This is a genomic window from Neobacillus sp. DHD-1R, assembly GCF_057747995.1.
Map to the genome: position 1 here is coordinate 3776414 of NZ_CM173232.1, position 23013 is coordinate 3799426.

A 23013-nucleotide genomic window follows, 5' to 3' on the forward strand; every position below is an offset into this window, starting at 1 on the left:
TTAACTAGGTGGTATCTTTCATATCCCATAAGCTAGCCCCTCGTCCTTGCATCAGTAAAAACCACATAATTAAAACCACCTTTCTTTTAATTGAATTTTTTAAGAATTACATCATTCGATACATGTTTGCTTGACGATCTTTGTTTTTTTCATAAATACTCTCTACTATTTCTTGATGTGCAGCTTCTTCCGGGCTGATTTTCCGTTTCTTAATACTAATGGTTAAAAATAAAATATTCAGGGTCATTTTGTTTCACTTCCTTTACTTAGAGCTATCTTACATGAAACGATGCATAGAAATTTGACGGTCTTTATTTTGCTCATAAAGCTTTTCAACCATTTCCTCGTATGCTGCTTCTTGAAGACTAATATTCCGTTTTTTTATCGTAATCGAGAAGAATAAAATATTAAGGGTCATGTACAACCACCACCTCCTTAAATGAATTTTCTAATGAATTGCAACAACATCCTCAATTTATGCAAAACATATCCAAATGGCGAGTAAAAAGGGCACAAAAAGGCCGCAGAAAGAGGAATCCCTGCGGCGTTAACCTATTTTTAGGCACAAAAATACCGCAAGGCATCATTCTCCCTGCGGCATGGATATGTATTGTCACTTACGTTAAGCAATCCATTCCAGTCTGGTCGAATGCGTGTTATTCAAATATACAGTTTTGTTAACAACGGGTGCAGATACGGTTGTAGCAGTTGCAAATAACATCATTTTCTTCGACCTCCTTTGGAATTTTTAACTTTCTATGGTAATTATATCCACGAACAAATACTTTGTAAACCTTTTTTTCAGAACTTTTTTAAAATAAGTCAGAAGCCCATTTTATTCGGTTAGAAAAAAGGATGTCTCAAAACAAAGGGTCAGACCCTTTTGAGACATCCTTCTTTGTTACTTTATCATGATTGTAATGCTTGTGTTAGGTCTTCGATTAGGTCTTCGATGTCTTCTAGGCCGACGGAGATACGTACTAGACCGTCGGTGATCCCTAGTTCTGCTCTTCGTTCCGCTGGGATGGAGGCATGGGTCATTCTTGCTGGAACGGAGATGAGGCTTTCGACTGCGCCAAGGCTCTCTGCTAAGGTAAAATATTTAATTTTACTTAGTAATTGGTCGGCATTTTCAGCACTTCCAACATCAAAGGATACCATTCCGCCAAACCCTCTTGCTTGTTTCTTGGCAATATCATGATTTGGGTGTGTCTCTATACCTGGATAGAACACTTTCTTCACCTTAGGATGTTCTTGAAGAAACTCCACAATTGCCTTCGTATTTAATTCTGTTTCTTCCATGCGGATACCTAATGTTTTAATCCCTCTTATTAATAACCATGAGTCTTGAGGCCCTAAAACCCCGCCAGTGGAGTTTTGAACAAAATGAAGGTCTTCGGCAAGCTGGTCACTGTTCACAACAGCCAGGCCCGCCACAACATCGCTATGACCGCCAATATATTTTGTAGCACTATGAATGACAATGTCAGCCCCAAGTTCAAGTGGATTTTGCCAGTATGGAGTGGAGAAGGTATTGTCAACTATGGTTAACAGATTATGTTCTTTTGCAAGCTTAGCTGCTGCTTCAATATCTGTAATCTTTAACAGTGGATTAGTAGGTGTTTCAATATAAATGGCTCTCGTATTCGGTCTGATTTCCTCTTTTATGTTTTCTAAATTGCTTGTATCCACAAAGGTTGAATCAATACCCACACGTTTCAGGACCTTTGTCATGACACGGAATGTTCCACCATACACATCATCGGTTAGAATGACATGGTCCCCGCTGTTAAACAGCATGAATACAGCCGTTATCGCAGCCATCCCTGAACCAAACGCAAAACCAGCTTTACCGCCCTCAATTTCCTTAATGAGCTCTTCAAGCGCATGTCTTGTTGGATTACCAGTCCGGGAATATTCGTAGCCCTTATGACCACCGACGCCTTCTTGTTTATAGGTACTTACTTGATAAATTGGGAAAGATACAGCTCCTGTTGCAGGGTCCTCACTTATTCCACCATGGATTAATTGGGTTTTTCTTTTCACACTAAATACCTCCTTCAAAAATCTTCTTGCTTAAGTACCGCTCACTACCGTCTGGAAAGATGACGACGATATTTGAACCTTCCGCTGCTGTGTTTGCCTCTTTTAATGCAGCATGGAAGGCTGCCCCTGAAGAACTGCCGACTAGAAGGCCTTCTTTCACAGCTATTTCTTTGACGAGACGAAAAGCACTGTCATCCGTCACCGTATGAATCGCATCAAAATAGGCTGGATCCATATAACCCGGTAAAAATTCCATTCCGATGCCTTCTGTTTTATGCGGGCCAGATTCACCACCATTTAAGATGGATCCTTCCGGCTCAACGATAACGGTTTTTATTTCTTGTTTCTGGTCCTTTAAGTACCGGGCAGTCCCCATAAATGTCCCACCCGTACCAGCGCCGGCAATAAAGACATCCACATGTCCGTCCATTTGCTTCCATATTTCCGGTCCAAGCGTTTTATAATACGTTTCAGGATTAGCTGGGTTGCCAAATTGCCGAGGGCAATAGGAACCAGGGATTTCTTTCAAAAGCTCTTCCGCCCTAGCAATGGCCCCCTTCATTCCTTGCTCCGTTGGGGTATGCACCACCTTAGCACCAAGGGCTTTCATCAAATCCTGTTTTTCTATGCTGAATTTTTCCGGTACACATAAAATAACCTGTACCCCTGTATTTATAGCAGCCAGTGCCAAGCCAATTCCTGTATTTCCAGCGGTCGGTTCAATCACTGTCCCACCTTTTTGAAGCTTCCCGCTCGAAAATGCCTCTTTTAACAATTCGACACCCAGCCTGTCTTTAACACTACCCCCAGGGTTCATGAATTCCAGCTTCGCAAATATACGAACGCCCTTTGGCAAAGAAAACTGTGTAATTTCAACTATTGGTGTTTGGCCAATTAATTCATGTACATTTTTATAGACCTTCATTTTTCCACTCCTGACAACTATCTTAAAGCTTCTACCATTTTCATCACAAGGGTTGCAGAATTGGTTGCCGCTTTATCAATAAATTGATCAAATGAAATTTCGGACTCTTTTCCGGCAATATCCGAAAGTGATCGGATAATGACAAACGGAACACTGAAGCGGTGAGCCACTTGTGCAATGGCAGCTGCTTCCATTTCAACAGCTTGTAAATCATTAAATTTTGAGCGAACAAATTCTACTCGTGCCGGATCTTCCATAAATGAATCACCCGTGACAATTAACCCTTTCACAATTTGGAAATTTTCTAGTTCGTTTGCTGCTGTTTCAGCAACAGAAATTAATTTTTCATCAGCTAAAAATGCAGCTGGCAGCTGTGGTACCTGACCATACTCATATCCAAAAGCCGTGACATCCACATCATGGTGGCGGACTTCCGTGGAAATAACAGCATCTCCTACATTAAGAGCAGGATTATAGCCCCCTGCTGAGCCAGTATTGATAATACAATCAGGTTTATATTTTTCAAGTAAGATGGTAGTGGACATAGCTGCATTTACTTTCCCAATTCCTGACCGGAGAAGGATGACATCGACACCACGCATGTTACCAAAAGTGAATTCACATCCTGCTACAGATTCTTGGGTACTTTCATTAATATTATCTCTTAGTAAGGTTACTTCTTCTTCCATTGCTCCAATGATGGCGATTTTCATGCTTTGACCTCTTTCATATGTTATATACTATTCAGTTTCCTATTCTTTGTTAGATATGGAAAGCCCTTGTTTTTGCTCTAACGAATGCATTTATTATAATCTACCTCGGGTTCATGCATCGTATCCGCACCCACTATTTTACCACCAAAGGAAAGCTGCTTGCCACAGGGAGTCTGACTACACAAAAGCCAATGCTTAAAAGTGTCAAAAAACTCACAACAGTCTGCAAATAGCACACAATTCCTATGAGTATACTATGAATTAATTCAAACACATGTTATCATACTTCTTACTTTTCTTCAAATACATTGCTACTATCTAGACATTTAACTAAAATAGAATTAGGGAAAGGATGGTTTTAAATGAATTTTCAATTTGATCTTATTGAGGATAAAGTAGAATTTTTTGAGGCTAATAACCTTAAAACATTGCAAAAAAAAATCGAACAACAAATTGACGAGAATAAAGCCATTTTGCTGGGTGTTCATTCTGTTAGCCACCAAATGCATGTGCACGAGAATGGACAAACTTACTTTACAGCCGTCGTTCATTTTAAAAAGAAATAGGATGGAGCCACTTATAGCGGCCCATCCTATTCTTTATTTTTCAAGTTCTGCCAGCTCTTCGACCTTCGTTGGCTGCCAGCCCTCGCCATCGACCCATTTAATAAAGACCCGATACTTTTGTTGTTTATCTGCAGAGTACACGGTGCCCACAGCTGCATTACTTGTAGATTTATCGCTTCCAAGCCAGTACACCTTCATATTGCTTTGATCAAGTCCTGTAGCATATGAAATGGCTGACAGCATCTCCTGCCAATCCACCCCGTCGAATTGAGGTGTATGCTCACCAGTTTGTGTTGTACCCACAGGCTTCCAGCCCGGGTTTTCAATGGTTTTGACAACGTTCGATGAACTGCCCCCATCTGATACCACTGCCTGGGATTCATCTGCCGTTTTAGGGGTTGAGGCTTCCTCACTCGCCTGTTCTTCTTCAGCAGGACTATCAGAGGAAGTGTCATCCTTCGTGCCCGGTTGATCCACCTGATCTTCTTTATCCTTATTCACTTTATTTGTTGTATCTTTTTGTTCCGTTTTTGGACTTTCTTTCTTTGGTGAGGCATTGTCATTTCCCGATGAAAAAATATTATATGCAACAAAAATAATTAATAGCAGGACAATGACAATCAAACTATTTAAGACGAGATTTGTTTTTTTTCTTTTCGCCCGATAACCAGAACGTGAACTAGAATTAAAATCGTTACTCAAATTTATCCCTCCGTATATTAAGGCTCTCAATATTCTATCATGATTTAGAGAGAACTTGAAGGAAAAACCTACTTCATTCGATTTTGCCTTTGTCATTTTCATACAGCATCTTGACCATATCGGCAAATAACAAATTAACTCCGCCTTCCGAATCCACTACATCCAAATTCACGGCCACCAAGGCATATTTAGGATTTTGATAGGGAAAATAACCAGCAAACCATTTATTATGAAGTTGCTGGCCGCCCTCGTATTTGCCTGTTTCTGCCGTACCTGATTTACCGGCAACCTCATAGGGCAGGGCTTTAAACCACCTTCCTGTTCCATTAGGGTTGACGATCACTTCCCGAAGTAATTTTTGCAGCCTCATGGCCGTATAAGGAGAGATCGTATCCCCTTTTATGCCTTGCTCTGGAAAATCAACCATGGTCGTCCCATTTTTATACTCAATTTTCGAAACAGCCCGCACCATCTCTTTTTTACCGCCTCTAGCAATCGTAGCCATCATATTGGCAACCGCTAAAGGTGTAGCACGAACCTCATGTTGACCAATTCCGGACATTGCCACAAAATTTGCATCTGTTCTTGCCTCATTGGTCAAAAACACTCTGCCTTTATCTTCTCCAATAAACTGTTTGAAGTCACTTGTATGATAAACATCTCCTTGCCAGCCAACAGAACTAGTAATCGATAATTTAGCAGCATAATCTTCTAAAAGATGGGAGTCTATTTTCTGTAATTCTCTAGCCAATTCTCCAAATGTACGATTGCAGCTTCGAGCAAAACTATTGGTAAAATCGAGCATCCCGTAGTTATATTTTAACTCTGGCTGACCATTGATTTTTTTACTGCAATTAAATAAACGGGATGGCTCATCCAAATCTTTATCGATCGATGCAGCTGCGACAACCGTTTTAAAAACGGAACCCATAATTTGTTGTTTTAGCATTTTATTTGTAATTCCTGCTCCGCTGTAGGGATCCTTTTTATTAATCGTTGGCCGTGACACCATAGCGAGCACACTATTATCTTGAATATTAAGAAGGACGAGCCCCCCTTTGTTTATTTGATAGTGATCCACTAAGTCCTCAGCCTTTTGCTGGATGTTTTTATCAATCGTTGTTCGTACATTGACAGGATAAAAGGGGTTTGCAGGATCAACATATCTAACATTAATGCCGAATAATGGAGCACCGCTGCCATCCACATGGTAAACGAGCTTGGATTTACCCTCGGGAAGGAGGAATTCATCGAAGCTTTGCTCAAGTCCTGAGACACCTAGTAAGGTTTTTTCTGATAACTCTTTATTGGGATAACGCTTCTTTAATTCGTTTGCATTTTCCCCAGTTAAGCCAATTAACTGTTCCGCTGGTATATTTGAACGTTCAAACTTTTTTTCAATGGCAAATACGCCGGGGATATTTAAAGCATTAATTCTTTCCATTTGGGACGTAGTTAATTCAACTGGCTGCGGGTCACCATAGGCAAACGGTTTTTTTGCCCCTTCAACTGCCATTCTAAGAACATTTGCCGGTATTCCGGAAATGTCAGACACTTTTTTAGCATCCCAATCTATCTTTTTTAAAAATGGAAACAGGACAAGGACGGATACCTTTTTGTGTGTAAGCATTACTCCATTTCGGTCAAGAAAATTACCTCTGCCATTATCAATCACTAATTCTTGTGTTCTTTGATTGACACTTTCCTCCAGGAGATTTACGTTATGCTTCGAGAAGGTCTCTGTCTCGATTAGTTGTATTTGCATGAGCCGAACTAAAAGCAGTACCAAACCGATTATACATATAAAAAGCCAGCCAATTGCCCGTTTTTTCCACATAAAAACACCTCGTCAAAAGTTTTGACGAGGTTGTTCATTTTCAAACCCTATTCACAAGAATAGCTGAAAAAATAAAATTATTTAATGCTGACAATTCGAACGCTCATTTCGCCGCCAGGTGTTTGAACCGAAACTTGATCGCCAACTTTTTTACCTAAAAGGCTTTTAGCTATAGGCGAATCGTTCGAAATTTTTCCTTCGAAAGGGTCTGCCTCAGCACTTCCAACAATCGAGTATGTCTCTTCTTCACCATCAGGAAGCTCCACAAACGTTACGGATCTGCCTAATGTAACTGAGTCGCCAGCCATTTCACTTTCAGCGATAATCTTGGCATTACGAATCATATTTTCTAGAGTTGTTATGCGCCCCTCAACAAATGCTTGTTCTTCTTTTGCAGAATCATACTCTGAGTTTTCAGATAAGTCACCAAAACTACGGGCGATTTTTATTCTTTCAACCACTTCTTTACGTTTCACCGATTTTAATTGCTCAAGTTCTTGTACAAGTTTTTCTTTACCTGCTTGTGTCATTGGAAATTCTTTCTCTGTAGCCAAAACCCTCACTCCTTCTAGTCTTCACAATCCCCCATTAGAATTGTGTATGTAATGTATGTAGACATTATGCTTTTTGTTAAATATATAGTTGCGGATGCCCCAATACAAAGTGTCTGCTTCCCCGCTTTAAGCCAAATGATATTTTGCTTAAAGCGGGGGCGAAGACCCTTTTGGGACATCCACACTATTTATATTTTTTTAGTCTATTCTTTTGCTATTGTGTCATAAAAATGATTTTTGTTCAAGAATTGTTTGAATTTTTGTGACCATTAGATCGATAGCCACATGGTTTTGCCCGCCTTCAGGTATGATGATATCCGCATAACGCTTGGTTGGTTCGATAAATTGATTATGCATAGGGCGGACAACATTTAGATATTGTTCAATAACAGAATCGAATGTCCGTCCACGTTCTCTAATATCACGCGTTAAACGGCGAATGATTCTCAAGTCTGCATCTGTATCAACGTACAATTTAATATCCATTAAATTGCGGAGACGCTCATCCTCAAGCACAAGAATCCCCTCTAAGATAATAACATCTTTTGGTTCAATCGGAATCACTTTATTCGAACGAGTATGAATTGAATAATCATAAACTGGTTTTTCAATTGCTTCATAGCGTAACAGCTTCTCAATATGTTCAATCAGTAAATCATTATCAAAGGCAAGCGGGTGATCATAATTCGTTTTCAACCGCTCCTCAAATGGCACATCATGCTGATCCTTATAATAATAATCCTGTTCAAGTACTAAAATAGAATGATCCTTCAAGCTTTCATAAATAGCATGCGTTACACTGGTTTTTCCGGAGCCGGAGCCGCCGGTTACACCAATAACAACCGGTTTTCCCATTATGCGTTCTCCTTTCGCATCATGTTGTTAGGGTATACCGGTTTGTCCAATTTAAATTGTACAATTTGAAGTGGGTGTCTGGCTGCATCCAATTCATTACCTTTTTCATCCCAAATTTTATCAATCACTTGAGTAAAGTTGTGAATTTCAGGTCCGAAGAATTCCACTTCTTCCCCTGGTTTAAAATGATTTCGCTGCTGCAATGTTACTATTTGTGTATCCTCATTATAATCCAGCACAAGACCAACAAATTCAAACTTTGTCTTCTTGCTATGATTACCAAACATTTGCTCTTTATACCCTGGAACACCCTCGAAAAACGCTGGTGCCGTTTCACGGTTTGCACATTTATCAAGTTCTTCTAACCATTCTCTCTTGATGACAAAATTCTCAGGATCTGCGCAATATGCATCAATTACTTTCCGGTAAACACTAACAACCGTCGCGATATAATGAATTGATTTCATTCGGCCTTCAATTTTTAAGCTATCAATCCCCAGCTCAATCATTCTTGGAATAGCTTGAATTAAATTAAGATCCTTAGGACTCATCGCAAACGCCTCGTCCTCATCTGTGAAAAGGGCTACTTCTTGAGCGCCGCCTTCAAGTTTGTATAAATCGTAATCCCAACGGCATGATTGGCAGCATCCGCCGCGATTAGAATCCCTAGCCGTCATGTGATTACTTAACGTACAGCGTCCCGAATAGGCAATACACATCGCACCATGGACAAAGGTCTCAATTTCAACATCGACCTTTTCCTTCATTTCCTTAATTTCTTCCGCCCCAACCTCACGAGCTAATACAACACGTGACGCCCCCGCTTCTTTCCAAAACTGAGCAGCTTTCCAATTGGAAAGTGATTGTTGGGTACTAATGTGAATTTCGATTTCCGGTGCAATCCGGCGACATGTCTCAATAATTAGCGGATCTGCCACGATAATGCCGGCAATGCCCGTTTCCTTCAAGGCATGTATATATTCCTCTAAGCCGTCCATATTTTCATTGTGAGCAAAAATGTTGGTAGTGACGTAAATCTTAGCTCCGTAATTTTTAGCGAACTCGACCCCTTCTTTCATATCTTCGAAGGTAAAATTATCTGCGTTCGAACGAAGTCCATATTCTTGTCCGCCAATAAATACAGCATCTGCACCATAATGAACAGCAATTTTCAATTTTTCAAGATTGCCTGCTGGAGCAAGGAGTTCCGGCTTCTTTACAATGACACGTTTTCCATCGACGATTTCAGAAATTTTGTCTTTAACTGTATTCACAGTTGAACCCCTCCCTATTTAAAAATTTATTTAATATACGGTTTCTTTAAAAAAGAACCCTGTATCTAATGGACGATTGGCTGGCTGGATTTTTTCAATCGAAGCTAATAATTCATCCTTTTTATCATCATACGCATCTGGATCTTCAACAAATAAATCAATAGCCTCACGATAGGCCTTTGTAACAGCCAAAATATATTCTTGGCTTTTTAAAATCCCATCAATTTTAAAAGAGTCGACACCGGCTTCTAACATGTCTTGGAGTTCATCAATGATACAAATGTCATTTGGACTCATGATATGTGTTCCGTTTGCATCTTCAAATATGGGATATTTATTGGCGCGCTCTTTGTCATGCAAGAACATATTCTCTTCCATTTTACGATTTTCAATTTCCATCACTTTTCCTTGGTACTCATAATAGTTACCAAGCAGCGATCGTTTGGATTGGAACATGCAGCTCATGCCATGAACTTGTACTTCAATTTCCACTTCAGCATTTTCTTTTATTTCAATGATAGCATCCATGTTAATCTCACGAGCAAGAACAGATCTTTTTGCACCTTTCGTTCCCCAATAGTTACAGGTGAACCAGTTCGTACCGGTCGTCTCTGTATTCCAATGGAGCTTCATCTCAGGAGCTACTTCTTTTGCTGTCATTAAAACAGCTGGATCCCCGAATATGATCGCATCGGCCTTCGCCGCTGCTGCAAATTCGATATAGTCACCAAGCTCAGCTATTTTTTCATTGTGAAAAATCGCATTCATGGCTACATAAACTTTTTTCCCTTTGCTATGGGCTAATTCAATCGCCTTCTTAACATCTTCACGGTTGAATTCCCCAGCAAGTCGTAAACCATAGCGCTGCTCACCTACAACAAACGCATCTGCCCCAGCCTCTGCTAATGGCAAAATATCATCAACTGTCAATGGAGTTACAAGCAATTCTGGTCTTTTCATTTCCTCTCACCTCTTCGTTTACTAATTGCAATCCCATCTCCTACTGGTAAAATGATGGAATCATACTCTGGATGACTCATTAACCAGTGATTAAAATTGTCAATTTTTTTAACGAGATTACGGGTCCTTTTGGATTCAATTTCCTGCTCAGCGACAAGCCCTTTGAAAAGGACATTATCCGTAATAATGACTCCGGTATCGCTAAGATCATTTTCATACATTTCAAAGAACTTTTTATATTGACCTTTTGCCGCATCAATAAAAATCGCATCAAATGGAGCATGTCCACGAACAACTTCCTCAACCTCTAGTGCATCACCTTCGATTAATGTGATTTGCTCGCCAATTCCCGAACGATTTAAAAATTCTTTTGCAACTTGAATCCGTTCTAAATCACGCTCTATCGTTACAATTTTAGCCTCTGGAAGTACTGTCGCCATTCTTAATGCTGAGTACCCGATTGCTGTCCCGACCTCTAATATTTTTTTTGAGCGTTGAATCCGCAGTAATTGCAGCATGGTTTCAATTCCAGCAAGCTCCATAATAGGAACTTGATGCTCGCTCGCATAGCTCTCCATTTCTGTTAACAATGGATTTCGGTCGGAAATTAGATTTTCAATATAAGAATGCAGCTTCTCATTTAACAAGCTGCCCTCACCTCTATCCTTTATAAGCCTTCTTCGAATGTCCTTAAAGTCAAATACTACTATTTTCTCTCAAAAGAACGCTCTTTAGACATGAAAAAATAGCGTTCACAGGTATGACGTTGCACTTAAAAAACCAAACTTGAGTGCACTTTGGGCATAAGCTGCCACAAATTCCCCTTACTGTGAGTTACGCTATAGAATACTTATTAAAACACCTGAATTATTCTACCATAAAAAAAGGGGGATTGCGAATCTTTCCCCCACGAATTCATTATTTTTTATTGGAAATATATTTTGCCTTTTGCTGATTATGTTCTTCCAAGGTTTTGGTAAAAATTATCTTTCCTTCAGCAGTTGCAAGGAAATAATAATAATCGGTTTTTTTGGGTTCGAGTGCGGCTTCGATAGATACCCTGCCGGAATTAGCAATCGGCCCAGGTGGAAGTCCTGTGTTTTTATACGTATTATACGGTGAATTTACTTCTAGATCCTGGTATAACACCTTTTCTTTATGTTTACCTTGCGCATATAACACGGTTGGATCTGTTTGGAGCGGCATTCCTATTTTCATGCGGTTATAAAAAACGCTTGAAATTGTTTTACGATCCGCATTTTCAGTGGCTTCCTCCTCCACTAAAGAGGACATTGTTAATAATTGATGGACGGACAGCTTTTTCTCCTTACTTTCTTCTGTATAATCACTTAACACGGTTCGTGTTTTAGTAAGCATGGCTGTGACCATTTCTTCAACTGAAGGGTTTGGCTTATAAAACGGATAGGTCGCCGGATATAAATAACCCTCTAGAGGATACATGACTGTCGAATGCAAAATTTCGTCTGTTAATAGGTCCGGGTATTTTGCCATTAGCGTTTTAATAAATTCTTTATCATTTAATTTAGTAAACACATCAGCTTCGTTTTGCTTAGTAGCTTTTGCCATAATTGCAGCAATTTCCTTAAGTTGCTTTCCTTCTGGAATCGTGATTTTAAAGCTGGCTTTTGCAAGAACTTTACCGGTCTTCAGACGGCTGACAATTTCCGGCACATCCATAGCAGGGCTCAACTGATAATCTCCTGCCATAAATCCGCCTTCATTTTTCAGTTTTACATAATACTTAAATACCTTTGCATTTTTTATAATTCCGTTTGCTTCTAATTTCTCAGCAATTCCTGTGACAGATGACCCTAAAGGAATTTCAACTGTTTTCTGGGTTTTACTGTTAGCTGCTACAGGTTTAAGTGCTGATTGTATGTAGAGATAACCTCCGCCGCCAATTATGACGATGAATAATAGCAGGAAAATTGTAATCATTAACACAATCTTTCGGACAATTTTTGCTTCATGGTGCTGTTCAAGCATTTTTTGGCGAATGATTTCTTTTTTTCCGCCTTTTTCGTCTGTCGTCATCTTGTTCCCCCTTTCCCTTTACCAATAGAAACTACCTAAACAATCTAAATTTTTGTTATGTATTATTAATAAAAGTATATTGTAATAATTTCATCATATAGTGTGAAAAATGTCAATTTATCAATTAATTTGTAAAATTTATACATAATTCAGAGAAATGTGGTGTAGATTTAGCAGTGGTTCGCCTTATCAAGACAAAAAAAAGAAACCGGCCAATTTTAGCCGGTTCCTCCTATTATTCTTCGTCTTGATCCTCGTTAAAGGTGTTAAAAACTTCTTCTACCATATCCCATTCTTCTTCCGTTTCGATTTCCATTAATTCACCGAAACCGCCGTCTTCTGTTGGGATGTAGGCATAGGTCAGAATATCAATTTCTTCTTCCTCATCTTCATTTGCACCTACTGGATAAAAGAATACATAGGACTTTTCAAACTCATCAGAATCAAATGTGAAAAGTATTTCAAATAGTTGTTCATCGCCATTTTCATCTACCAATGTAATATAGCGATCTTCCTGATCGTGATTGTGTTCGTGTGTCATTTCTTCACCTCATTAATTTTTGCTATTAAGATAGCCTTGGAGAATCATTACTGCGGCCATTTTATCGATGACCTTCTTCCGTTTTTTTCGACTTACATCAGCCTCGAGCAGCACTCGCTCAGCCGCCATGGTGGTCAGACGCTCGTCCCACAAAACGGTTGGCACAGAAAATCTGTTCTCAACTTCAACCGCATATTGCTTGCTGGCTTCACCGCGTGGTCCAATCGTTCCGTTCATATTCTTTGGAAAGCCAATTACAACCGTATCTACTTGATACTCATTTATTAATTGCCCAATTTCCTCAAAACCAAACTCTTGTTTTTCTTCATTGATTTTAAGTGTTTTCAGCCCCTGGGCCGTCCACCCCAATTCATCACTTAGGGCAACACCGACCGTTTTAGAGCCTACATCTAAACCCATTACACGCATACTTAACCCTCTCGTTGTTGTTTTAAATAGGATTTGACTAACTCCTCAATAATTTCATCCCGTTCAAGCTTGCGAATAATATTACGGGCATCTCGATGACGTGGAATATAAGCAGGATCTCCCGATAATAGATAACCGACTATTTGATTAATAGGGTTATATCCTTTTTCCTGTAAAGCCTCATAAACCTGCAAAAGAACATCATTAACGTCATGTTCAAACGGCTCTTCTGGAAAATTAAATCGCATTGTTTTGTCAAATGAGCTCATTTCATGCACCTCGCTTTTTAGTTGACGAGAATTGTATTGACTAGCGGAGGAGCCCAGGACATGGCGCTTCCGCTTTTTAGTTTAATTACCTACATTTTACACTACTTTGTCTTATTATCAAATGGATTTCACCCATTCGTCAACGAATTGAAGCGCAGCATCCAATTTTTCAGGGTCTTTACCGCCTGCTTGTGCCATATCAGGACGGCCTCCACCGCCTCCGCCACAGCGTGAAGCAACTTCTTTGATCAATTTTCCAGCATGGTAGCCTTTTTCAATTAAATCCTTTGTGACCGCTGCAATTAAATTCACTTTTCCTTCATGGGCACTACCGAGAACGATGACAACAGATCCGAGCTTTTGCTTTAAGTCATCCGCCATATTTCTCAAATTATTCATATCAGCCGCTTGAACTCTTGCTGTTAAAACAGTTACGCCATCAATTTCTTTCGCTTTCGAGACAAGGTTTCCTGATTCAATATTGCCAAGCTTGGTTGCAAGCGATTCATTTTCCCGCTGCAGCTGTTTCATTTCAGCCATAAGTCCTTCTAGACGGGTTACGATATCTTTTGGATTTGTTTTAAGTTTTTCAGCAGCATCCTTTAACAAACCAACTTGCTCATTTAATGATCTGTAAGCTGCTTCACCGGTTACAGCCTCAATTCTTCTTGTTCCAGCCCCGATACCGCCTTCAGAAACAATTTTAAATAAGCCAATAACAGATGTATTCGGTACATGACAGCCGCCACAAAGCTCAAGACTAAAATCCCCAACTTTTACGACGCGGACAATCTCACCATATTTTTCACCAAACAGTGCCATAGCCCCCATTGCTTTTGCCTCAGCAATTGGCTTTAAGCTGATGTCTACCTCAATGTTTCGCCAAATCTGTTCATTAACGATATGTTCGACTTGTTCTAGTTCTTCCGCCGTTATTTGCCCGAAATGAGAAAAGTCAAAACGAAGACGGTCAGGTTCGACAAGCGATCCAGCTTGATTTACATGCTCTCCAAGCACATCCTTTAATGCTCTTTGCAGCAAATGGGTTGCTGTGTGGTTTTTAATAATTTTAGCACGACTTTCAACGTCAACCGTTGCCGTTACCTGCTGATTGGTTTTTAACGTGCCGCTCTTGACAACAGCACTGTGAAGGTTTTGGCCATTTGGTGCTTTTTGAACATCCTTTACAGCAACGGCTACACCTTGTCCTTCAATCAATCCACGGTCAGCAATTTGACCGCCGCTTTCAGCATAAAACGGTGTTACGTCAAGGATGAGCTGTACTTCTTCACCCGTTTCTGCCATATCAACAAGTTCACCGTTTTTAATAATCGCTGCCACTTTGGAAGTTGTCTTAAGCTCGTTATAGCCAACAAACTTACTTTCGACCGTTACATCGCCAAGGACGCCGCCTTGTACCTGCATGGAATCGACATCATGACGAGCTGCCCGCGCACGTTCGCGCTGCTGCTCCATTTCTACGTCAAAGCCGGCATGATCAACCTTCATACCCTCTTCTTCAGCATATTCTTCTGTTAATTCTACAGGGAAACCGTATGTGTCATAAAGACGGAAAACATCGGCACCAGTGATGGTATCACTGCCGTTTTCTTTCTCCTTATTAATAACACTTTCTAAAATTGCCAGGCCTTCATGAAGGGTTTCGTGGAAACGCTCTTCTTCATTTTTAATGACTTTTTGAATGAATTCTGTCTTGTCTTTTACTTCTGGATAAAAGGCCTGCATAATTTCGCCAACAACTGGTACGAGTTCAAACATAAATGGACGGTTAATATTGATTTGTTTTGCATAACGAACCGCACGGCGCAGCAAACGGCGTAACACATAGCCACGGCCTTCGTTTGATGGCAATGCCCCATCACCTACTGCAAAAGCAACAGTCCGGATATGGTCTGCAATGACTTTGAATGCAACATCTGTTTCTTTGTCTACACCATACTTTTGACCAGAGATTTCCTCAGTTGCCCGAATAATTGGGATAAATAAATCCGTATCAAAGTTGGTTGGAACATTTTGAACAACCGATGCCATCCGCTCTAGTCCCATCCCCGTATCTATATTTTTCTTTGGAAGCGGAGTATAGGAGCCATCAGGGTTATGATTAAATTGAGAAAATACAAGGTTCCAAATTTCAAGGTAACGGTCATTTTCACCACCAGGGTATAACTCTGGGTCACTTGGGTCATTCCCATATTCTACACCGCGGTCATAGAAAATCTCAGTATTAGGACCACTTGGACCTTCACCGATGTCCCAGAAATTTCCCTCAAGACGGATAATGCGTTCCTCAGGTATGCCAATTTTTTTGTTCCAAATTTCAAAGGCTTCATGATCCTCGGGATGAACTGTTACGCTCAATAGCTCTGGGTCAAAGCCAATCCACTTATCAGAAGTTAAAAACTCCCATGCCCAGACAATAGCCTCTTCTTTAAAATATTCGCCGATTGAAAAATTGCCAAGCATTTCAAAAAATGTATGGTGGCGAGCTGTTTTTCCAACATTTTCAATATCGTTGGTTCTAATTGATTTTTGGGCATTTGTGATTCTTGGGTTCTGTGGAACAACACGGCCATCAAAGTATTTCTTTAAGGTTGCAACCCCGCTGTTGATCCACAATAATGATGGGTCATCATGTGGGACTAGTGATGCACTTGGTTCAATTGCGTGGCCTTTTTCCTCACTAAAAAACTGTAAAAACATCGAACGAATTTGTGCTCCTGTTAAGTTTTTCATATTTTAAACCTCCTTTAGTTTAAGAAACGCATAACACCGTTTAGAAGTTGAAACAAGGCAATGAAAAGCGCACAAAAAAGCCCTCATCCCTAACAGGGACGAGAGCGTGCTCGCGGTACCACCCTGATTATGAATACAAATAGAAGTATTCATCTCTCAACTATTGCCATAACGCGGCAGCGACGGCAGTGATTAGCTGCACTCCGGATTAGCTTTCTGTTATCCTTCATCTAGAGCCTCTTTCAGCCAAGGAAGCTCCTCTCTTCTACGCTCAAGCAGCGCGACAGATGGACTACAACATACTCAATCCTTCTACATTTTCATACAAATATGCTATATGTCGAATTATATCCACCAACAAATCGTTTGTCAATTTGGATTAACAAAATGATTTTTAGCATGGATAATCCCTACTTTAATAACGGCTAAGACAGGGACCGCCAGAATCAGCCCTAAAATACCGCCGATTTCACCTCCAGCAGTCAAGGCAACCATGATTAATAGTGGATGCATGTGCAGACTTTTTCCAACAATATATGGTGATAAAATATTGCCCTCAAGAAATTGCAATCCAAAAACAATGACTAATGTAATCATGACTAAATTAACAGATGTCGTAGCTGCCACGATTACGGCTGGGACTGCACCAATAATCGGCCCAAAATAAGGGATGACATTCGTAGCCCCAACAATAAGACCTAATAAGAGCGGATACTTCAAATGAAACAGCCAAAATAATAGGGACGAGATGCTGCCGATAATGACACAAACAAGGAGTTGACCTCTAATATATCCTCCCAGTGATTGATCAACATCCTTTAAAAAAAGAGTGGCTTTTTTTCGCCATTTTTTAGGGGTTAGATACCAGGCCGTTCGCTTTAGTAACTGAAAATCCTTTAACATATAAAAGGCAATGAACGGAATAATCATCAGTAGTAAGGCCGAATTCAAAAAATCAGCTAAAATATTGACAATAATGGTCAGCAATGAATCCAATTTTTTTTCAAAAGCATCAATGCCCTCATTCATTCGCTCTTGAAGGCCGTCCGGCCATTCCCTTGTATGTGATTGAAGCATATTAATCCAGCCTCGGTATTGCTCAGCAAAGATCGGTGCACTTTCAGACAGTTCTTTAATTTGGTCAATGACGACCGGTATTCCTTTGTATAAGGCAAAACCGACTCCGCCAAAAAAAATAAAATAAATAAGAAAAATAGCTAGTCCACGGTGGACCCCTTTTTCATGTAAGGTTTCCACGATTGGGTGAAGCAGGTACGTAATAAACCCTCCAATAATGAAGGGGAGGATAATAGTAGCAACGATGCTAACAATCGGCATCCACAAGGAGCTTATCTTTAAAAAAACAAAAATCGCACTTAATAAAAGGAGCAAAAAACCAATTCGGTAATACCATTTTAAACGTATATCCACCATAATGCCTCCTTTTGGTTAGTTTTGGAGAGATTTAGTGGAAATATACAGATGGAAAACTAAAACAAAGGGTCAGACCCCGCCACCTCATCTGTGTCGCTGAGTGGGGTCTGACCCTTTAAGCTTCTCGTGACTTAAAATATCGCTCGTTTTACCATTTTCCGCATTTTTTTCATATTGCGTGCAGACATCATATTATTTCTTTGGGCGATATTATAGGCTGCCATCCCTGCACCAATAACAATCATTGTCGACATGGTTTTATTCATACGTCTCACCTCTTATAAAATATTATAGGGTGTAACGACGCTCTTCTTCTTCAAACAAATCATCTAATGAACTCAGTGACCCGTCTTCTTCTACTTGATGGGTATTAATGATACCTTTGTTAACTGAGAGTTCAATAAAACAATTCCAGCAATAGTATTGGTTGATACCAATTTTGCCGATATCTTTACTTTGACAATTAGGACACTTTAACATGAAAGGACACCTCACGTATCTATTACATCTACGATAATGGCATCCTTTCCGATCGCTAAGGGCTTCCCGGATTGAATGACTTGTTTACCTTCCGTGATATCCGAAAAGAAGCCATCCGTGATTTCGTACCCTACGATTGTGCCCACTTCTTCCTGAAAATAAACATCTTTTAACAAACCGAGCGATTCACCGCTCTTCGAGAGCATCATCATACCATCTAACGAATGTTGATGGTTTAACGTATATTCTGGACTCTCAGTTAGCTTTTGCATCTGATCGATTTCCTCGACCATTACTCCATCCCAGCCAAAGGCAGCCACTTTTTGAATGTCCAAAAAATAGGTTTGTTTGAAGAACACGCCTTTTTTTACTAATAGACCTTTGACATTACCGGTGCTTGAAATACATAGGTCACTAATTTCCCCAATCTTTGTTCCAGTGCTTGTTTCAAATACAGGCTGACCTTTCAATAAAGAAAATGTCCGCAAAGAGTGTCCACCTCCTCTCGAACATTTATAGTTTCAGTCATTTGTCATGAAATCATAAGGTGTAAGGTTTTCCATTGTGGACTGTAAATAAACCCTTTTTTTTTAAATGTTTCCAGCTGTTATTTATCTTCATTAGTCACACAAGCGTCACACATGAATTTTTCTGTGTTTTACAATAGGCGTCCAACACCTCATTAAGTGTGTTTGGATTACACGCTTCGCTCTTAAGGTACAGAAGACTTAATAGTCTAAATTTTACTTGTTGAATTTTTCCTTTTTTCTTTTAGAGTTATTATTCTTCTATTAAGATGTCCGGAATAAGAATGGATTTCAAAATTTTGTTTTTGTTCCTGTAAAATTTTACTTACATCGGATTCTAAAATTTGGTGTATATGAATTTTTTAATTAATGGGAACCTGCCCCCCTGACCCTTTAGCTTTTAATTACTTGACTTGTTTGGTTATATGAAATATGTTCCTCCTTTGTATGAATCAAGGACAAAGTAAGCGCTATCAAAATACAAGGGACTGCAAAAGCCATAAAATTCCCCTGCAAAGAAAAATCAAACATTACTAAAAGGCTGCCATACGTTGGACCAAAGAAACCTCCAAACTTATTAATCCCAAGCGCTAATCCAGCACCCGTAGATCGAATCTTTTCCGGATAATAATTTGTTACGAAAGCAAAGGCAACCATTTGTGTACCGACGGTTCCAGCTCCTGCTAAGAATATAAGTAAATAGAATAAAACCGCATCTGGCTTCAACACAAGCAGCATCAAAGCTGCCGCACCAACTAAATATAATGAAACTGTTGTCCTTTTTATCCCAATCCGGTCGGACAGCAAAGCCCCAATTAAAGTACCGCCTAGGCCACCTCCGAAATATACCATCATAAACGTTAGACTAGAAGTAAGAGGGTACCCTGCCTGTATCATAAATTCAGGTAACCAAGTATTTAGCCCCCAAGTAACCACAGTACTTAAAAACAATGCTATCCAAAACATAATTGTACTGAACGCACGTCCTTCTTTAAACGGTCCTTTCAAATCAATGACCTGTTTCTTAGTCGGTATCGCTACTAAGCTTTCAACTGATTCAGGCTGTATGGAAGGATCAAGTTCTTTTAGAATCTTATAAAGTTTATATTTCTCTTTCCTCGCTAAAAGAAAACGAGGAGATTCCGGGAGATATTTGATCAAGAAAGGAATAAAAATAATACAGATTCCTCCCAAAACATATATCGATCGCCATCCGAATTGTGGAATTAGGTAAATACCTAATCCTGCAGCAGCCATCATTCCAATTGATATACCAGAAAGAATTAGAACAGGTAAGGTGCCTTTTTGCTTCTTAGGTGCATATTCCGTAGCAAGTGACAAGATATTGGGCATTAAACCGCCCAAACCTAAACTAGCAATAAATCTAAATATGGAAAAGAAAGGAGCGTTTGGTGCAAAACCACAAAGGAGTGTAAATAAACTGAAGAGAATTATGCATATCATTATCGTTATTTTTCTGCCTAGTTTATCCGCTAGAGGACCTAAAATAATGGAACCAATAAGCATCCCCAATGCTCCATAGCTCCCTATGGTACCAGCTTGCAAAGGAGTAAGGCTCCATTCCTTTATCATGTGTGGTAAGGATACACCTAGCGCCGAAAGATCGAACCCATCAACAAAAATAATGACTAAACACCATGCCAAAAGTGTACCATGAAATTTGGAAAATTTACTGTGCTCTACTACCTCAACAAGATTTATTCCACTCATTTTTTTCCTCCTTTTACTAAGATTATTTGCGAGTCAAGTGTGCAGGGCACTGCAGCCCTAAAGCGGAGCCGCAGTGCAGGCCTGCACGTCTTCAAGCTTTACACCGGGAGCAAGTTCCCGGACAACAAGACCATCGTCGGTCACGTCGAGCACCGCAAGATTCGTGTAAATTCGGTCTACACAGCGAGGCGCGGTCAGCGGGTACGAGCACCGTTCAACGATCTTTGAATCTCCTTCTCGGGTGCAATGCTGCATGAAGACGAACACACGCCGGCTGCCAACGGTTAGATCCATAGCTCCCCCGACACGCCCTAGGGAGGAGTTGGGGAGTTTCCAACTGGCGAGATCGCCGTGCATTGAGACCTGGAAAGCCCCAAGCACTGCGGCGTCAAGATGACCACCGCGTACCATCGCAAATGATTCTGCCTGTGAAAAGTAGCATCCTCCCGGCAGTAAAGTGATAGGCTCCTTTCCCGCATTCACGAGGTCCGAATCTTCTTGGCCAGGTTGAGCTTTCGGGCCTATCCCAAGAACACCATTCTCGGTGTGAAGGATGACTTCTCTTTTTTCAGGTATCGCTTCAGCTACAAGTGTTGGCAACCCGATACCGAGATTGACGAACCATCCTTCCTCCAGATCAGCAGCCAGCCGATTCGCCACCTCTGTCATTGTCCACCCATGCATCTGTTCGTTAACTTTATTCATCCCTTAACACACTTCTTTCATCTTGTGAATCGACTTCCACCAAACGATGTACGTAGATGCTTGGGGTCACGATCGCCTCCGGATCAATCCCCCCGACCTCCACGACCTCGCTTACCTCGGCAATGGTTGTGTGCGCTGCCGTTGCCATCACCGGATTGAAATTTCGCTGTGCCTTCCGGTAAATGAGGTTACCCCAGCGGTCCGCTCGATGTGCCTTAATAAAGGCGTAGTCACCTTTGATCGCATACTCCAAAAGGTTCACACGTCTATCTATTACCCGGGTCTCCTTGCCTTCTTCAAGTTCGGTGTGCGCACCCGTAGGTGTGTAAAAGGCAGAGATACCAGCCCCTCCTGCACGAATACGTTCCGCCAATGTCCCTTGAGGAACTAGTTCCAATTCAACGCGGCCCGTTTCGAGGTATTTAAGCAGCTCGGTAGCGTGCGGGCCAACAGGGAAGGAACAGATTATCTTGCGTACTTGGTTGTTGCTAATAAGTTTTGCCACACCTTCGCTGACTGCACCAATGTTGTTTGAAACGACTGTCAAATCCTTCGTTCCCTTTTCCATCAGGGCTTTGATGAGATGCGACGGTAGTCCGCTCCCCCCAAAGCCTGCAACGAGTACCGTAGCCCCATCAGGCATGTCGGCAATGGCATGTGCGGTACTATCGTACTGCTTCTGGATCATATAGACTCTCCTCCACTTACTCTTATACCGGTGAGCTCCTCTCTGTAACCGTGCATAGTGATAAAAAACGGCGAAGGCAAGATCTTCGAATCGCCCGTGTATCCAAGCTCGGCGGCAATCGCCGTGAACGGTGCGTACGGTCCATCTTTCACATCGAATTGAGTCACGCCTGTCAGGTGCTTTCGGACTGCGTCAGCCAGTTTCGCTTCTACCTCGAGACTCGTTCGCAGCACAGCAGGAACTTCATCTCCATCCACCCTTTCGCTTATAGCAACTCCGTTCGGGTCTAGGTAATTGTGCCCCAAGTACAGACGCTGGGGTCGAACATCCTCGAGAAGATGCTTCAGGCTTTGACGGTAGAGGGTAGGTTGCTCATACGATGGGAAGCGAGTATTGATGGTACCGCACACCTGTACAGCGTCGGCCGCAAAAGCCCAGTCCAAGCCCTCAAGTAAGTATGTCAACGAACCGGCAGAGTGTCCAGGAGTATGGATGACGGTTATGGAAACATCGCCTCCTAGTTTAAGTCGCTCTCCACCGACGAGTTCACGTGTCGGTTCCATCTCGTCCCCAATGACCTCCATTAGAATCCCCGTCTGCTGAGCAAGAGTGGACGAGTCCAGATACTGCCCCTGGAGGCGCTCATGATTTGTAATGTGCCGGCGGCGTTCGCATAGTAACGTCGACTCCTCCTGATGAATTGCGACTTCAGCACGTCGCCCTGTCTGCTCCCATATGGCACGGGTCCCGCCAATATGGTCAGCGTGTCCGTGGGTAAGTAGAATCCAGCGTACATCCTCGAGTCGTAGGCCGTGCCTTGCAAGTGCTGGTGCCATTACCTGGTAGGGCGACTCCACGACGCCGGTATCGATTAGTACAGGTTGCGGAGCATCGATGTAATAGGCGTACGAGGCTGAACGGCCGAAGGTGCATGCAATGGGAATGACACGTACCAAATTGTCCATCAT

General features: G+C 41.2%; 26 protein-coding genes. 1 reads left to right on the forward strand and 25 read right to left on the reverse strand.

Annotated elements, in window-relative coordinates; translation table 11 throughout:
• Positions 1–106: 106 nt before the first annotated feature.
• The 5 genes from AC3ANL_RS18650 to mtnN form a co-directional block, all read right to left on the reverse strand.
• The gene (locus tag AC3ANL_RS18650; protein ID WP_488325886.1) at positions 107–247 is read right to left on the reverse strand and encodes a YrzI family small protein; all 141 of its coding nucleotides are present in this window, start codon (positions 245–247) and stop codon (positions 107–109) included.
• 30 nt (positions 248–277) lie between these two features.
• Entirely contained in the window at positions 278–418 is a 141-nt protein-coding gene (locus tag AC3ANL_RS18655) for a YrzI family small protein (RefSeq protein ID WP_488325887.1), read from the reverse strand.
• Between the two features lie 491 nt (positions 419–909).
• Positions 910–2046, reverse strand: a complete 1137-nt coding sequence (locus AC3ANL_RS18660) for a bifunctional cystathionine gamma-lyase/homocysteine desulfhydrase (protein WP_488325888.1) — start codon at positions 2044–2046, stop codon at positions 910–912.
• 1 nt (position 2047) lies between these two features.
• The gene (locus AC3ANL_RS18665) at positions 2048–2971 is read right to left on the reverse strand and encodes a PLP-dependent cysteine synthase family protein (RefSeq protein ID WP_488325889.1); all 924 of its coding nucleotides are present in this window, start codon (positions 2969–2971) and stop codon (positions 2048–2050) included.
• A gap of 17 nt (positions 2972–2988) precedes the next feature.
• Complete coding sequence (gene mtnN, locus AC3ANL_RS18670) at positions 2989–3684, reverse strand: 5'-methylthioadenosine/S-adenosylhomocysteine nucleosidase (protein ID WP_488325890.1); 696 nt, start codon at positions 3682–3684, stop codon at positions 2989–2991.
• Between the two features lie 362 nt (positions 3685–4046).
• Here mtnN and AC3ANL_RS18675 point away from each other — a divergent pair, with 362 nt between their 5' ends.
• On the forward strand, positions 4047–4250 hold the full coding sequence (locus AC3ANL_RS18675) for a DUF2536 family protein (protein WP_488325891.1): 204 nt from the start codon (positions 4047–4049) through the stop codon (positions 4248–4250).
• A 33-nt stretch (positions 4251–4283) separates the two neighbouring features.
• On the opposite strand, the gene AC3ANL_RS18680 is transcribed toward AC3ANL_RS18675, so the two are convergent.
• From AC3ANL_RS18680 to AC3ANL_RS18775, 20 genes are all read right to left on the reverse strand, one after another.
• Entirely contained in the window at positions 4284–4952 is a 669-nt protein-coding gene (locus AC3ANL_RS18680; protein WP_488325892.1) for a YrrS family protein, read from the reverse strand.
• A 73-nt stretch (positions 4953–5025) separates the two neighbouring features.
• Positions 5026–6789, reverse strand: a complete 1764-nt coding sequence (locus AC3ANL_RS18685; protein ID WP_488325893.1) for a peptidoglycan D,D-transpeptidase FtsI family protein — start codon at positions 6787–6789, stop codon at positions 5026–5028.
• A 77-nt stretch (positions 6790–6866) separates the two neighbouring features.
• Positions 6867–7343, reverse strand: coding sequence for a transcription elongation factor GreA (gene greA, locus AC3ANL_RS18690; RefSeq protein ID WP_488325894.1), 477 nt, complete (start codon positions 7341–7343; stop codon positions 6867–6869).
• A gap of 222 nt (positions 7344–7565) precedes the next feature.
• Positions 7566–8201 (reverse strand): uridine kinase, encoded by a 636-nt coding sequence (gene udk, locus AC3ANL_RS18695; protein ID WP_488329777.1) that lies wholly within the window; start codon positions 8199–8201, stop codon positions 7566–7568.
• Entirely contained in the window at positions 8198–9472 is a 1275-nt protein-coding gene (locus tag AC3ANL_RS18700) for a peptidase U32 family protein (protein ID WP_488325895.1), read from the reverse strand. The genes udk and AC3ANL_RS18700 overlap by 4 nt, the downstream gene beginning before the upstream one ends.
• Before the next feature lie 30 nt (positions 9473–9502).
• Complete coding sequence (locus tag AC3ANL_RS18705) at positions 9503–10432, reverse strand: peptidase U32 family protein (protein ID WP_488325896.1); 930 nt, start codon at positions 10430–10432, stop codon at positions 9503–9505.
• Entirely contained in the window at positions 10429–11079 is a 651-nt protein-coding gene (locus AC3ANL_RS18710) for an O-methyltransferase (RefSeq protein ID WP_488325897.1), read from the reverse strand. Before AC3ANL_RS18710 ends, AC3ANL_RS18705 begins: the two co-directional genes overlap by 4 nt.
• 271 nt (positions 11080–11350) lie before the next feature.
• Entirely contained in the window at positions 11351–12487 is a 1137-nt protein-coding gene (mltG, locus tag AC3ANL_RS18715) for an endolytic transglycosylase MltG (RefSeq protein WP_488325898.1), read from the reverse strand.
• A 235-nt stretch (positions 12488–12722) separates the two neighbouring features.
• Positions 12723–13028, reverse strand: coding sequence for a DUF1292 domain-containing protein (locus AC3ANL_RS18720; RefSeq protein WP_488325899.1), 306 nt, complete (start codon positions 13026–13028; stop codon positions 12723–12725).
• 12 nt (positions 13029–13040) lie between these two features.
• Positions 13041–13457, reverse strand: a complete 417-nt coding sequence (ruvX, locus tag AC3ANL_RS18725; RefSeq protein ID WP_488325900.1) for a Holliday junction resolvase RuvX — start codon at positions 13455–13457, stop codon at positions 13041–13043.
• 2 nt (positions 13458–13459) lie between these two features.
• Positions 13460–13726 carry an IreB family regulatory phosphoprotein gene (locus AC3ANL_RS18730; RefSeq protein ID WP_098529895.1) on the reverse strand — a complete coding sequence of 89 codons (267 nt, stop codon included), beginning with the start codon at positions 13724–13726 and terminating at the stop codon, positions 13460–13462.
• A 117-nt stretch (positions 13727–13843) separates the two neighbouring features.
• A complete protein-coding gene (gene alaS / locus AC3ANL_RS18735; RefSeq protein ID WP_488325901.1) occupies positions 13844–16480 on the reverse strand; it encodes an alanine--tRNA ligase in 2637 nt (878 codons plus the stop codon).
• Positions 16481–16849: 369 nt separating this feature from the next.
• Positions 16850–17911 (reverse strand): AI-2E family transporter, encoded by a 1062-nt coding sequence (locus AC3ANL_RS18740; protein WP_488325902.1) that lies wholly within the window; start codon positions 17909–17911, stop codon positions 16850–16852.
• 134 nt (positions 17912–18045) lie between these two features.
• Positions 18046–18180, reverse strand: a complete 135-nt coding sequence (locus tag AC3ANL_RS18745) for a YrzQ family protein (RefSeq protein WP_488325903.1) — start codon at positions 18178–18180, stop codon at positions 18046–18048.
• A gap of 22 nt (positions 18181–18202) precedes the next feature.
• On the reverse strand, positions 18203–18394 hold the full coding sequence (locus AC3ANL_RS18750) for a hypothetical protein (RefSeq protein WP_488325904.1): 192 nt from the start codon (positions 18392–18394) through the stop codon (positions 18203–18205).
• Between the two features lie 11 nt (positions 18395–18405).
• The gene (locus tag AC3ANL_RS18755) at positions 18406–18882 is read right to left on the reverse strand and encodes a PRC-barrel domain-containing protein (protein ID WP_488325905.1); all 477 of its coding nucleotides are present in this window, start codon (positions 18880–18882) and stop codon (positions 18406–18408) included.
• A 432-nt stretch (positions 18883–19314) separates the two neighbouring features.
• Positions 19315–20652 carry an MFS transporter gene (locus AC3ANL_RS18760; RefSeq protein WP_488325906.1) on the reverse strand — a complete coding sequence of 446 codons (1338 nt, stop codon included), beginning with the start codon at positions 20650–20652 and terminating at the stop codon, positions 19315–19317.
• 57 nt (positions 20653–20709) lie between these two features.
• Complete coding sequence (locus AC3ANL_RS18765; RefSeq protein WP_488325907.1) at positions 20710–21357, reverse strand: 3-oxoacid CoA-transferase subunit B; 648 nt, start codon at positions 21355–21357, stop codon at positions 20710–20712.
• Positions 21350–22045, reverse strand: coding sequence for a 3-oxoacid CoA-transferase subunit A (locus tag AC3ANL_RS18770; protein WP_488325908.1), 696 nt, complete (start codon positions 22043–22045; stop codon positions 21350–21352). The genes AC3ANL_RS18765 and AC3ANL_RS18770 overlap by 8 nt, the downstream gene beginning before the upstream one ends.
• Complete coding sequence (locus tag AC3ANL_RS18775) at positions 22042–23013, reverse strand: MBL fold metallo-hydrolase (protein WP_488325909.1); 972 nt, start codon at positions 23011–23013, stop codon at positions 22042–22044. Before AC3ANL_RS18775 ends, AC3ANL_RS18770 begins: the two co-directional genes overlap by 4 nt.